General features: G+C 48.5%; 11 protein-coding genes. 6 read left to right on the forward strand and 5 right to left on the reverse strand.

The genetic code is table 11. The features are described from left to right. Window positions 1-55: 55 nt before the first annotated feature. Both asr and I2D83_RS12220 read left to right on the forward strand, forming a co-directional pair. The gene (gene asr / locus I2D83_RS12215; protein WP_180778038.1) at window positions 56-466 is read left to right on the forward strand and encodes an acid resistance repetitive basic protein Asr; all 411 of its coding nucleotides are present in this window, start codon (window positions 56-58) and stop codon (window positions 464-466) included. Window positions 467-1,291: 825 nt separating this feature from the next. Beyond that, window positions 1,292-1,903 (forward strand): helix-turn-helix domain-containing protein, encoded by a 612-nt coding sequence (locus I2D83_RS12220; protein WP_015840502.1) that lies wholly within the window; start codon window positions 1,292-1,294, stop codon window positions 1,901-1,903. 63 nt (window positions 1,904-1,966) lie between these two features. Here the strand turns inward: I2D83_RS12220 and I2D83_RS12225 are convergent, their stop codons facing one another. The 5 genes from I2D83_RS12225 to fimA all read right to left on the reverse strand — a co-directional run bounded on the left by I2D83_RS12225 (window position 1,967) and on the right by fimA (window position 7,653). Then, entirely contained in the window at window positions 1,967-2,545 is a 579-nt protein-coding gene (locus tag I2D83_RS12225; protein WP_205946603.1) for a fimbrial protein, read from the reverse strand. A 12-nt stretch (window positions 2,546-2,557) separates the two neighbouring features. Continuing rightward, complete coding sequence (locus tag I2D83_RS12230; RefSeq protein WP_205946604.1) at window positions 2,558-3,607, reverse strand: fimbrial protein; 1,050 nt, start codon at window positions 3,605-3,607, stop codon at window positions 2,558-2,560. After that, a complete protein-coding gene (locus tag I2D83_RS12235) occupies window positions 3,604-6,234 on the reverse strand; it encodes a fimbrial biogenesis usher protein (RefSeq protein WP_205946605.1) in 2,631 nt (876 codons plus the stop codon). The genes I2D83_RS12230 and I2D83_RS12235 overlap by 4 nt, the downstream gene beginning before the upstream one ends. 81 nt (window positions 6,235-6,315) lie before the next feature. Beyond that, window positions 6,316-7,020 carry a fimbria/pilus periplasmic chaperone gene (locus tag I2D83_RS12240; protein ID WP_181846903.1) on the reverse strand — a complete coding sequence of 235 codons (705 nt, stop codon included), beginning with the start codon at window positions 7,018-7,020 and terminating at the stop codon, window positions 6,316-6,318. A gap of 81 nt (window positions 7,021-7,101) precedes the next feature. Beyond that, window positions 7,102-7,653 carry a type 1 fimbrial major subunit FimA gene (gene fimA / locus I2D83_RS12245; RefSeq protein ID WP_181828689.1) on the reverse strand — a complete coding sequence of 184 codons (552 nt, stop codon included), beginning with the start codon at window positions 7,651-7,653 and terminating at the stop codon, window positions 7,102-7,104. A 748-nt stretch (window positions 7,654-8,401) separates the two neighbouring features. On the opposite strand from fimA, the gene I2D83_RS12250 reads away from it, so the two are divergent. The 4 genes from I2D83_RS12250 (at window position 8,402) to I2D83_RS12265 (ending at window position 12,971) form a co-directional block, all read left to right on the forward strand. Continuing rightward, the gene (locus I2D83_RS12250) at window positions 8,402-8,704 is read left to right on the forward strand and encodes a type 1 fimbrial protein (protein ID WP_205946606.1); all 303 of its coding nucleotides are present in this window, start codon (window positions 8,402-8,404) and stop codon (window positions 8,702-8,704) included. A 315-nt stretch (window positions 8,705-9,019) separates the two neighbouring features. Further along, window positions 9,020-9,841, forward strand: a complete 822-nt coding sequence (locus I2D83_RS12255; RefSeq protein ID WP_205946607.1) for a trypsin-like serine peptidase — start codon at window positions 9,020-9,022, stop codon at window positions 9,839-9,841. 460 nt (window positions 9,842-10,301) lie between these two features. Then, on the forward strand, window positions 10,302-12,080 hold the full coding sequence (locus I2D83_RS12260; protein ID WP_205946608.1) for a sensor domain-containing phosphodiesterase: 1,779 nt from the start codon (window positions 10,302-10,304) through the stop codon (window positions 12,078-12,080). Between the two features lie 45 nt (window positions 12,081-12,125). After that, window positions 12,126-12,971: an EcsC family protein gene (locus I2D83_RS12265; RefSeq protein WP_205946609.1), complete on the forward strand. Its 846-nt coding sequence runs from the start codon at window positions 12,126-12,128 to the stop codon at window positions 12,969-12,971. Window positions 12,972-12,977: the final 6 nt, after the last annotated feature.

Genomic DNA, 12,977 nt, shown 5'->3' on the forward strand with positions numbered 1-12,977 from the left:
TTCACCGGCCCAACCGAGGGCTACGAAACGTGAATGAGATAACGAGGAAATGATGATGAATAAAGTATTAGTTATGATCGCAGGTGCGGCACTGGGTCTGTCCTCTGTAGCGTTTGCCGCGGATACCGTAACCACCGCACCAGCTCAGCCAACGGCGACCACGTCTGCTCCGGCTAAAGCCGTTCACCATAAAAAACAGGTGAAAAAAGCGAAACCTGCCGCTGAACAAAAAGCGCAGGCTGCCAAGAAACACGTGAAGAAAGCGAAACCAGCTCCTGCTCAAAAAGCGCAAGCTGCCAAGAAACACGTGAAAAAAGCTAAACCAGCGCCTGCTCAGAAAGCGCAAGCTGCCAAAAAACACGTGAAGAAAGCGAAACCAGCTCCTGCTCAGAAAGCACAGGCTGCCAAGAAACACGTGAAAAAAGCGAAAACTGCAAAACCTGCTACCACCACGCCAGCCGCGTAATCAATAAGTACCCGCTCCTTCCCCACGGGAAGGAGCCACTTTCGGTCAGTCCCAATTTGAATCAAATCGCTAAAGGATGACCAAAATAGAGCAACTATCAAACACTCGGTTTACCGGGTGTTTATTTCATCGGGGGACGGGAAAATGATGCGTCGTTATTCATTTGAAATTATGTTGTCCCTCGTTCTGCTTTGTGGCCTTATCACCCTGAGTTTTTTTCTCTAACCGCCAGTATTCCTCTCTCCTCCGACTATCCCCGTATTTTCAATATCGAAGCCATACGTAAAGAAAACCTCACGTCGTTTTGATAACAAGTCTCATTAACAGTATTATTTCTTGGTGTAATTTAATAATTTCTGTTCCCATCTGACAGGTCAAACCAGATAAAAACACCACCCAAACCAAATAATATCAATATCTTATAAATATACACCTGAGCTGAAATGACAAATAAGCCAATAACAATTGAATTATCGAAATCTTAAACTACAATTTCGAAATCAATAATAATTAACATTGGAACTCGAATTAAATTTATTATTAAAAATAAAGCACACTAACTACAAGGTTTAATTTCCTAAAATATCATGACATGAAAAACAACGCCGCACTGCGGTCTTGTTTGTCATTTCATGGTGCTAATGAAGCATTACCCATATAGTCATTTAAACTAATGAGGCCTCTATTGATTAAAAGACAATAATATATTTAGTCGAATATGGATTGACTTTCAAAACCACACAATTAATTACATACCTTTAAGGAATTTACATTCATCATAAGACGAAATGGACGCGTTATAACTCCATCATGCACAGGTTTTAAATGAAAGAATTAAATACATCTATTTTTCGCATCACAAAAATACTTTCTCCACACAGCAATATCGCAACCCCAACCAAAGTTATTAAAGGGAAACGGCTCTATTTCTTTTATCCATCAGGGGAGCAAGTTATTTACTTCCTGGATGAAGGAACATTCTTAATGAAGCAATCCATCGATGATAAGGTTATTTCTGTTATCTTATCACCCGCTATCGTTGGCTGGTCCATGGTGACACTTGATGGTGGCGAACTTTATCTGGAAAGGGTCGATTATGGGAAAATTCGTAGTATTCCTTTCAATACCGCCATGCGCATCATTACGGCTTATGAGCGTTTCGATGATGTCTTAACGATTGTTAATACCGGCTTTCATGCACTGATCGATCACTGTATTGGGAATCATGGCGATTCACTTTCTATCGTGCATAAAATGCTACGTTCGCTGAATCAACTTCCCCCCGATGTCAAACTCCGCTTTTCTGCTCTGTCCTATATTTCTCAACGAACATCACTATCAAAAAGCACGATAAAACGGGGGCTTAAACAACTACAACAACAAGGTTTACTCACGTTAGAACACGGTAAATTACGCCACCTCACTGAATGTAATTAAATAATCACTTATCACGACGGGTCACCTGACCCGTCACGTCTCTTCAATACCGTCTTCCAACGTTTACTGATAGGTTAGGGTAAATGTTGCATCCGCATTTGCAGAACCGGCCGTGACTGGCGTACCAATCGCAACATACTGCCCGTAAAACACCAGCGGCACGCGTGCAGCGTTTGCCGACAGCGCATAAACGGGTGTCGGTTGGCCAAGTGGCAACCGACGGCGTTCGCTATCCAGTATCGCCACGGCAACATTCGTCGCACTGCTACTGGCATTAAGCGCGAGCAGCGTACTATCCTCCGCTGGCGCGCTGCCATGAAACGTGATCTCGACGCCAGATGCCGCGACACCGCAGTTCTCCAGCACAATCTCGAAACGCGTAGGATTAGGGCTTTGCGATCCTACCGCAAACTGCTTACTTGGCCAGGTACCGAGTTCAACCGTTTGTTCCTGCGTCCCTGTGCTGACGCTACAGCTGTTCGCCAGCAGCGTCGCCGTGAGCCGCATATTGGTCAGCCCGAGATCGGCACGGACTGGCTGCACAGCACACGTCATAAAGAGCAGAGAAACCCAGCCGAAACGCGCGGCCCATGTTACTCGCGTACGCACCGCGCCAGCCATCACACCCTGAGATCGGTTCATCGATTCCCCCTTTTAGTAAAAATCGACGCGCAGATAAGCATTTGCTGTCGCGACGCCTTCCTGGGGCTTAGTCCCCGTCACGCTGACCGGATACGCAGTAATCGCCACATTGGCACTTGCTGCCTCATCCAGTGTAAAAGGAATCACGCTCGCTATATCATTGGGCGTCAATGGATTACTTCCACTGTCTGTAACAATAAAGCCGACGTCAGGATTGTCAGAAACCACCATATTGCCAGACGATTTATCAGCCTGAAGACGCATCGACATACTCGCCTGCGCATCGATACCGTTGCAGGCGATACCAATCGTCCGCGTCACCGGTGGAACCCCCTCCGGTTTTTCACCCGCCGTTTTAAACGCCCCTGATGAAATTCCGCCAAAATCAATGCTGATGATCTGACCCGCATTCAAAACGCAACTTTGAGGAACCGTGACCGAACCGCTCATGTAGCCAACCACCAGTGGCGACCCCACGCTTTGCCCACTACCTCCCTGATTGCCATAGAGGTAAAAAATGGGTGTCATCGGGATATTGGAAATCCCGACAAACTTGCGTTTGATACGGAAATTTACCTGAACCCGACTGCCCGTTGTCGCATTCCCACCGCACAGCCCATCACAGTTGTTGCTCACATCGGTAAACGGCACATTATGAAAAATGCCCGCCGCGGTGCGGTTATAAACAAAAATACGCGATGCCACCTGGAGATAATCATTGCCGGTAATATCAAACCAGTTCACGCCGCTTTCCGTTGATGCCAAAACCAACGATGGGCCGGACCGGGCGGAATAGTAGACCGTATCTCGGTTATTACATGGACCACTTATCGCATAGGAACCTGCATCGGTTTTTTCATTCCACCCGGTAACATATCCGACATTGTTCTGAGTGGAAGCCAGCGCGTAAGTGTAGTCATACGTTAAAGGTGAACCGCTTGAGGTCGTGCACTGTACCGCGCTGGCTTGGCTGGCAATCCCCAACAAGCCAGCCACGCTAACACCGCGCCACCACATCGTGCTCCGCGTCGCGCCACTTTTATTTTTCGTTAATAATTTCATTGACATACCGCCTTCGTATAGGATACCGGTTGGTTTTCACTTCCGTCTGGAAGAGCGTAGCGAAGTGTGCAGTGCTGCTGTGAACTACTTCCCCATGCAACCTTCAACTCGCCTTCAGGGGCTAACCCAGACAGAAAGACCTGCCCATCGTCACCAACAATACTGGTACTATCGCTGTCTACGCGGGAGACAAGCGCACCAAAAGGAATCGGTCGGCCATCACGCTGCTGTAACGAAATCAGCGCACGCCCACCTTGATAAGCCGTAAAGCTGGCACGAACTATCGCCCCTCGCGTCGGTACAAGGTTGGCTACCGTATTGTTGATTTCAGTGTTTTGATTTAACGAGTTGACGTCGAGGGCAATGCGGTTATTGCGATAAACGCTGGCGTAAGGAATAACGGCATAGCCACGCCAGTCAGTCTGGATACCGGTGGTATTCTCCACTTTGACACGGCTGGTACCGGGAACCTTAATCAATACGTTGGTATCGCCCAGCGGCTGACTAAACGTGACCCCATCGGCATGCGCCACCACACCGCCGCTTACCCCATAGTTAAGCTGACGGGTGTTGCGCGTATAGTTGTAGTTGGCGTTGCTGTTGCCATAGGTGCCCTGATAGCCAAGCCCCGCGTTCCCACTATTCCCAATGCCGCGATTACCATACCCTTGGGAGACGTTGTAGTTAAGATTGCCATCCGACAGCATCGTGCCACTGAGCCCTACCTGCTGTAACGTGCGCCCTTGATTGTCCGACGTCATGTTGTAGGAAGCGTAAGCCGTATTCTGTGAACGCCGCAGGTTAATCCCTTCACGGTGTCCACTGAGCCACTGACTCAGTGGAACAGAGAGGTTAAAAGCAAACAGCTGGTTCCGTTCTTCCAGTCCTTGATTCTTGTTATAGCTGTAACTCAGGTTATAACTCACACCGCGGTACACATTGCTGTAGCCGACCTGCAACAGATCGTTTGTACCCTTGGTATGCCAATAATCCTGTCGGCTTCCCGTTAAAAATAAGGACCCCATTCCCTTCCCTAACTGCTGGGTGATATTCATCTGCATCCTGCTTTTTTTCGCGTTATTCAGGTTGTAGTAGTCGCGTACCACAGGTTGAACATCGGTAAAGTCGACCGTATAACCACTCATGTTTTTATAGCTGGCTTCATCCAGCGTAAAAAAACCTTTGGTTGAATAGCGATAACCCAGGATCTGAAAATTCGTCCCCAGATCATTCAGCGATTTGGCATACAGGAAACGCAGTGACTGCCCTTTATGATCGCTACCATCCGACAACGTGCTATAAGCCTGCGTGAGATCGGCTGAAAATGCGCCCCAGTCGCCGAGGTTTTTCCCTGAACCTAGCGTCAGTGCCTGATAATCTTCAGCCAGTTGTGTGCCGCCATACAACGTCACCCCAGCCGAACGCCCCCAGATCAGCGTCCCCTGACCAAACAAGGGCTGATCCTGTTGTGGATTATTGCTACGGTATTTACCGACCATTGCGGAATATTTCATCCGGTTCTCACGCTGGAGCAGCGGCACGGCGGAATACGGCACGACAAAGCTGTTCGTCGAGTTATCGCTCTCAGTAATGGTTACCTGTAAATCGCCGCTGGATGACGTTGGGTAAAGGTCGGTAATTTCGAACGCACCAGGCGCAACATAAGCCTGATAAATCACATAGCCATTTTGTCGGATGGTGACGCGGGCGTTGCTTTTGGCAATCCCCCTGATCGTTGGTGCGAACCCTCTCAGGCTGTCCGGCAGCATCGCGTCATCGGACGCAATCTGTACGCCGCGAAATCCCAAACTATCGAAAACCTCGCCTACTGTATTGCTGTCACCGAGAGTCAATTCGCTGCGCCAGGGAATGATGGCACGCTGTAAATAAGTACTGACGTGCTGGAATTCGTTATAGCGCTGGTTTGCATAGCGGGAATAACGCCAGGTAGAGTAATCGCGCAACCGCCAGCCGTTCCAGTTCACTCCGCTATCAAGATTGAGAAAATAGCTGTCACTGCGAGCATCGCCGTGCGTATTACTGCCCGTGAACTGGTAATTAAATAACGCTGACGTGATGCCCTCATCCCACTCCTCCGGTGGAATATATCCTCGCCCGGCATTTTTTAGCGCAATTTGCGGCAAGCTGATGTTCAATCTCTGGAGTTCAAAGTCAAAGCGCACGCTGGCATCGGGAATCGACTGAGGCACGTTGATGCACGCGGAAGCCGGTTCATCACGTAAAGAAGGAAACGACTGCAGATTGACATTAAGTTGTTCCAGCAACGCTATCGGCAGGCAAGGCTCAAGACCCGTATCGTCACTGGACGGTTTATCGGATGGCGTGCGTAGTTGAAACGCAATATCACGAGAAAACGCATATTCCGCATTAACATAAATCTCTACCCGATAGATACCCGGTGGTTGCCCTTCACCTTTATCAAAGCGAGAGAGATCGGCAATAGCCGAAGGATCATCCGATAAAAATGTCGGATTAAAGAAAGTCTCAGCATCACCAGCGAGTGGGAATGCCATGTACAGCATCACGGCCGGGTACCAACGCAGGTATGGACGGACTGCGCGATAAGGGGCGGCGGAACGCTGCTGTTTCGTCGGTTCTGAACGCATACAAAAGTTCCTCATCTATGATGATGAAAAGCGCAGGCAATCGCTGCAATGCAGCTCGACGCCAGCCTGTACCTCACCGTTTCATAGCCCTTTACCTGTGACGCGCGGCGTCATGGCTCCGTAATCGTTAATGGTCTGGAAACTCACCGCACCGGATGCTCCCCCAGACAGCGTCAGTGATGTCGAACCTTTTGGCGGCACCATCGTGTTGGGAAGTTTCTGGCTGCCAGACTGGAGGTTGACCAGCGTAATAAAATAAGGAGAGGGGTTGGTGATCGTGAGCGCCGAGCCTGACTGCTGGAAACGCAGCGTCGCGGGTGCGCTATCGGCCCCCGTTGGAAGATTAGCGGGTCTAACAAAAAGTTTAATGCGAGATAATACCGCTAGTTGCAACGCGTTCTTATCCTCCAGCGATCGTTTCTCAACTGCCGGGATCGCTTTGACATTGACCCAATAAACGGATTCGCGATCGGTAGGCAAAGATGTGCCAACATGCATCAATCGCAATGTGTTCTCACCTTTGGGTTTCACCACAAAAAGCGGAGGTGTTGCGAGGAAATCTTTGGTTTTATTCCCGTCTTTATCTTCTACCCAGGATTGAATCAAAAAGCGGTTATTTTCATCACTGTTAATAATCGAAAGTGAAGCCTGATTGACCTCTGCGGGATAAATCACCCGCGTAGCGCCCAGCGCAATCCCACCCGCCTGTGCCTGTTGAGCAATAAATGAAGAAAAAGACAGTAGTCCAAATAAGAAAGATCGGAATAAAAGAGATGTATTCTGCACACACCACCTCACAATAACGTGTTGTTGAATGGGGTATAAGGACGGCCATCCTTGGCTTTATGGCCTCCTTGCTAACCGTTCTTATTGATAATCGATGGTGAACGTGGCATCGGCATCTGCCGCGCCCGGCGTCGGCGTAGCCTGCGTCGCTTTATAGCGTGCATTAAACGCCAGGACGTTGCTGCCATCGTTCAGTGTGTGCGTTGCAGAATAAACGGCGCCGTTTGGCGTCAGAACCGCACCAGTACGATCGGAGATTTCAATCCCCACGCCGCCTGCTGCGCCAGAGGCTCCACCACCAATGTTGCTGACGGCCAAAACGGTGTTGTCATTCGAATCAGCCGTACCGGTAAAGGCGACAGCTGCGGTGGTGGATACGGTGGAATCACAATCTTCGAGGTTGATGGTGAACGGCACTTTGCCAGAGTAGGTTCCCACGCCGGTAAAACGCGCGGTACGGTATTGGCCCAGATTCACAATCTGATCGGCCGTATTGGTACTGACTGCACAAGCCGCGTTAACGATCTCACCTTTAAAATGAACCGTTCCACCTGCAACGGTGGCCGCAAAAACGGTCACACTGGATGACAATAATGAGGCGCCAATCAAGGTATTGAGTAGAGATTTATGCATAACTTATATTTCCTGATAACAGATAAAAGTTAACGATCGCCTTAAAAACAATCGTGGCTCTGTCGCTAAAGCGACATCTCGATCTTTTTCCTCAGTGCATCAGTCAGGGTCTCTTCTGACGTCCTTAGACGCAGAAAAACGTCAGGCTAAGATGGCCTGCACACGTTCCGTCGTGATGCGTTAATAAATATTTTTCATGATGGTTAATTTGTAAAAGTTGGTTGCAGCCTGATAGAAAAAGTAAAAAACCAGCATTAAAAACCAACAAAATAAAAAATATTGAAATTTAAAATCACAAAATAAAAACAATCAGGAATATACGTTTATTTTTTTATTCAGCAGTGAATCCTCGCATAAAAAATACAGGCGCATGAAATGGGCCAAATGAGCCCGTATGTTTATTTTTTATGATGTTTCATGGTTGATTTCACAACGTAAAGCGGACCACTGCGATAAAAACGCGAATGCGTCATCGAGAGATAGGAAATAAAAAAACGGATCACACAGGAGAAAGAAAAAACGATGGTATTGAGGGTAAATAGCTAATGGAGAAACGATAGACATTGCGATGAAATACCCAATCACGCAGGGTAAAAGCGCTCAACCTTCGAGTGATGTAATTAACTGATTTAAAAAATGATTATTCACACTGGATGAACATCACTCAACAAAGGTTTAGGTGCAATAAAGTTTTATCATTTGATGCCGTTTATACCATTACACACCAGGCAATACCGAGAACACCATAATGAAAAAAATCCTGCAAAAAACAGCCATCTTGCTCTGCATTGTGGCTGCAACACCGTATACCTTCGCTTCATCCTCTTCGTCGACAGGCATCATTCGCTTTGTCGGTGCCATCGTCGAGCCCGTTTGCGATGTTACGACACAGTCAAGCAATGTGACTATCAGTTGTGAACGGCAAGGAAGAGTACAAACGCTACAAATGAAAAACGGCTCACACTATGCGGCTTTGCCACAAAGCATCGGTTCCGTGAGCGCAAAAACCTTAAGTTCAAATGTACGTATCGTGACCGTCAGCTACGAATAAGGCTGATGGCACTGCGAGATGTCATTTACTGATGTGAAAACGCTACGCCACGTAAGACTGCGGCGTAGCGTTTAACATATGAGGACATGGTGAAACAGTCGCAGAACGGTTTTTCGCAAATAATCTCGCCCCGCAACAACCCTTTTGACGTTCGTTAATACCCTGCCCGCTACCGTGCCGTGATGTCATACCGCACCTTTTACACTCAATAACATTTTAATTTTCAGTCCCTCACCAACAAATACATCTATAGTTAATCCAACGCGCTATATTTAGCGCCTCAAGATGGCTTTTATCATAAGGTTTATTCACTACATGCGCATATCAGCCTGGTTGTTATGTTCATTATCATTTATCGCCCCGCTAACTTGGGCTGAATCCTCATCCACAGATACCGACGCGCAGAAGCAGCAGCAAATTTTATTTTTCAATCACGACGATCGGGATGTGGTTCCTGATACGGCTGTCTGGCCGTGGCAGGCTATTGGGCAGTTGGAAACCGCCAGCGGTAACCTCTGCACTGCAACGCTGATTTCCCCGCATCTGGCGCTGACGGCCGGGCATTGCGTGGTCACGCCACCGAAAGGCGAGATCGATAAACCCGTCGCGCTACGCTTTCTGGCGACAGAAAATGGCTGGCGTTATGAAACGACGGAAATTGAGGCACTGGCGAATAAAACCCTCGCCAAAAAATTGAAAGCTGACGGCGAAGGATGGATCGTTCCGCCTTCAGCCGCACCGTTGGATTACGCCCTGATTCGGCTAAAGCAAACGCCGCCGGGAATTCGCCCACTCCCGCTTTGGCAAGGCAGTCGCCAAGAATTGATGCAGACGTTAAAGGATAACGGTCAGCGCGTCACGCAGGCTGGTTACCCGGAAGATCATCAGGAGACGCTTTACCGCCATCAAAACTGTTTGATCACTGGCTGGGTTCACACCGCCGTGATGGCGCACCAGTGTGATACGTTGCCTGGCGATAGCGGTTCCCCTCTGATGCTAAATTCAGCGACAGGCTGGGTGCTTATGGGCATTCAAAGCTCTGCGCCCGATGCCAGTGAACGCGATCGCGCCGATAACCGAGCCGTTTCCGTTACTGCGATTCGTCAGCAGTTAGAAATGTTGGCAAAACAACGTTAACGACTAGCAGATACGCCAGGTAGAAACCGTTATTCAGGGGTCACCTGGCGTCCCCGTCTTCCCATCCGCGTCACAGTATAAAAAAATATCTGTTCTATTCTTATCAGAGATATAGGTTATTCATCCATATTGTTACTGTAACAACGGAACAACAATTATCAGGATGCTATTTTTACCTTATTGAAAATGCCATTTTTTATAATTAGATTCTCATTTATTCGCAGAGCGTTTTCTCAGCTAAACGGTTTATCTGGACTCATAAGCCATGGGAAAATATCATGAATTTACAGCGGGCGTTGAAACATGAAAACATGACTTAAGACAAAAAATCGCCTGAACCTTAACGGAAAGATAAAGGTGGTATAATAAGTTACCTCAATTTTTAACCTCTATGTTATTGTGTCGCCGTTAAATTAAATTGATGTCGTCGCGATTATTATTGCGGAAAGGAAGAGTCTACATGTTAAAACATTTGAGCCATGACGAAAAAATACGCATGCAGACTCTCGACGAATTACAAAAAACCGATATATCTCAAGACGATATTCTTCACAAGCTCACAAAATTAGCCTGCCAACTGCTCGAAGCCCCGACGGCCCTAGTGACGCTAACCGGCACCAAATCTCTGCACGTTAAAGCAAAAACCCATTTCCCATTGGATGATATGGATAAAATCGGTTCATTCGACCATTTTACCGTACAAACGGGTCAGGCCTTTATCTGCCCTGATGCTATTCATGACGAGCGTTTTAAGGAAAGTCCTTACGTAAAAGGGACGCCGTTTATTCGCTCCTATGCGGGTGTTCCGCTTAAAACCAAAGAAGGTTACGCCATCGGAACATTCAGCATTATCGATTATGTTCCGCGCACGTTCAGTAAAATCCAGCTGCGGTTACTGCATGATTTAGCCGCCATCGCGATAGTATTAATGGAATACCGCAACGCGATTGGACTGATTGATGCCGTGACCCTATTGCCCAACCGCCAGCGCCTCATTGACGACATCAGCCGCATTACCGACATCCACGAGCGCTACCTGCTTATTCTGATTGATACCATCGACATTTCTTACGCCTATGAAATGGGATGCGCGCTGGGTATGCCGACGGTAGAAGGTCTGCTGAAAGATATCGGTATCTTCCTGCGCCTCAGTTTGAGCTCGCCAGAAAATATTTACTGCGCCGCGGTAGGACGTTTCGCCCTGCTGGTGAAGTCGGAAAATAAAGATCAGGTTCTGGCGGAGCTCGATGCCTGTGCCGAGCGGATTCATGAAAGCATCACCAGCCATATTCCGCTCAAGCTGGAATTTTTCGTTGGATATACCGAATTCCAGATCCCGGCCAATGATCCTCAGCGAATCCTGCGTGAATCTATGAGCGCGCTGCGTGCCGCTATCACGACCAATACTCGTCAGTTCGCCTACAACCAAGAGGCCGATAAGGCACAGCAAATCGCGTTTACCTTGCTCAATGAATTGGCCGACGTGTTACAGAACAACAAACCGGGTCTCTATCTGGTTTACCAGCCGAAATTAAGTATCAAGACCAACACCGTTATTGGCGCCGAAGCGCTGATTCGCTGGCGTCACCCTGATTTGGGTGAGATTTACCCTGACCAGTTTATTCCGCTCGCGGAAGGCACCACGCTGATGCGACCATTGACGGACTGGGTTACCCGAGAAGCGGCATGCCAGGTGAAGCAGTGGCGTCAGCAGGGGCTACACTTCCCGGTGTCAATTAACGTTTCTGCCAGAAATTTCTCCGAGAATGATTTTATCCCACGCCTCATCACCATTCTGGAGAGCCACGGTCTTACCCCTCAGGATATTGATATCGAGTGCGTCGAAACGCAGAAAATCATCGAAAGCACCGAAACGCTCGCCACCATTCAAACGCTGCAACAACTCGGATTTACCATCGCGCTTGATGATTTTGGCACGGGATATAGCAACCTAAGCTATCTGCGTAATATCCCCTCTACGGTGATAAAGCTGGATAAATCGCTGATTAAAGATATAAAAACAGACCATAAAAGCCGCGTCATTGTGGAATCGATTATCAGTATGCTGCACAAACTGAACTATATTGTGTTGGCGGAAGGCGTAGAAAATAAAGAAACGCTCGACTACCTGGCCTGTTTTGGGTGTGATGAAGTACAGGGCTACTATTTTTCCCGGCCCATTCCCCCCGAGGCATTCACCACCTGGTTAACAACGCGCTCGTCACAAACCTCGACATAACATCCCCGTCAGCGGGCTATTCAACAAACGGTATGGAGAACGCGCATGACTCTTCTTACTTCGCAGGATGAGCTCGCTATCAGAAACGCCATGGCGCTACTCGAAGCCCCCTCTTTTGCCATACAGGCGGCGAGTCTGGTTGGAAAACCGATTGAATGGAGCCTATCGAAATTACCCGCCCTGGTGAAAAACAAAATACAGGATGTGGTTCACACGGCGTTGTACAAAGCGGTAGACGCTGCGCTCTATACGCTGGACGATGCGCCCGCTCGCGTGGCGTCGCCAAAGACACATAAACTGGCCGTCGCCGCTTCCGGTGCGGTCAGCGGCTTTTTTGGTGCAGCCGGTCTGCTGGTCGAACTGCCTATCAGCACGACGATCATGATGCGTTCCGTGGCGGACATCGCCCGCAGCGAAGGTTTCTCCCTCAGCGATCTTTCCGTTAAAGCCGCTTGTGTGGAAGTTTTCGCGCTCGGTGGAACACAAGAAAGCGATGATGCTGCCGATTCGGCCTATTACACCTCACGCACCGTTCTGGCTGATATCACCAAACATGCCAGCCGCGAATTAATCGGCATTGCTGGCAAAAAAAGCGCAGGGAAAGCCTCTGCAAGAATGAGCACCTCACAGGCAGGAAAAACGCTGGCAAAGCTGATTGATGCCGTCGCCACCAGACTCGGTGTGACCATGACAGAGAAAATGGCCGCACAGATTGTCCCGGTGATTGGCGCTGCCAGCGGCGCCGCCATCAATACGCTGTTTATCCACCACTACCAAAACATGGCGAAAGGCCATTTCATCATAAAACGTCTGGAACAGACCTATGGTGAAGAGGCAATCAGGTCGGCTTATCTGGAGCTAAAAAACAACCGTCGCGACCTGATCGAATAACAAGAG

Origin of the sequence: Pectobacterium aroidearum (assembly GCF_015689195.1) — a bacterium.
GTDB lineage: Bacteria > Pseudomonadota > Gammaproteobacteria > Enterobacterales > Enterobacteriaceae > Pectobacterium > Pectobacterium aroidearum.

Bases quoted from the DNA above. Each gene is read 5' to 3' on its own strand.
- asr (WP_180778038.1), top strand. From the start codon at position 56: ATGAATAAAGTATTAGTTATGATCGCAGGTGCGGCACTGGGTCTGTCC.
- I2D83_RS12220 (WP_015840502.1), top strand. From the start codon at position 1,292: ATGAAAGAATTAAATACATCTATTTTTCGCATCACAAAAATACTTTCT.
- I2D83_RS12225 (WP_205946603.1), bottom strand. From the start codon at position 2,545: ATGAACCGATCTCAGGGTGTGATGGCTGGCGCGGTGCGTACGCGAGTA.
- I2D83_RS12230 (WP_205946604.1), bottom strand. From the start codon at position 3,607: ATGAAATTATTAACGAAAAATAAAAGTGGCGCGACGCGGAGCACGATG.
- I2D83_RS12235 (WP_205946605.1), bottom strand. From the start codon at position 6,234: ATGCGTTCAGAACCGACGAAACAGCAGCGTTCCGCCGCCCCTTATCGC.
- fimA (WP_181828689.1), bottom strand. From the start codon at position 7,653: ATGCATAAATCTCTACTCAATACCTTGATTGGCGCCTCATTATTGTCA.
- I2D83_RS12250 (WP_205946606.1), top strand. From the start codon at position 8,402: ATGAAAAAAATCCTGCAAAAAACAGCCATCTTGCTCTGCATTGTGGCT.
- I2D83_RS12255 (WP_205946607.1), top strand. From the start codon at position 9,020: ATGCGCATATCAGCCTGGTTGTTATGTTCATTATCATTTATCGCCCCG.
- I2D83_RS12260 (WP_205946608.1), top strand. From the start codon at position 10,302: ATGTTAAAACATTTGAGCCATGACGAAAAAATACGCATGCAGACTCTC.
- I2D83_RS12265 (WP_205946609.1), top strand. From the start codon at position 12,126: ATGACTCTTCTTACTTCGCAGGATGAGCTCGCTATCAGAAACGCCATG.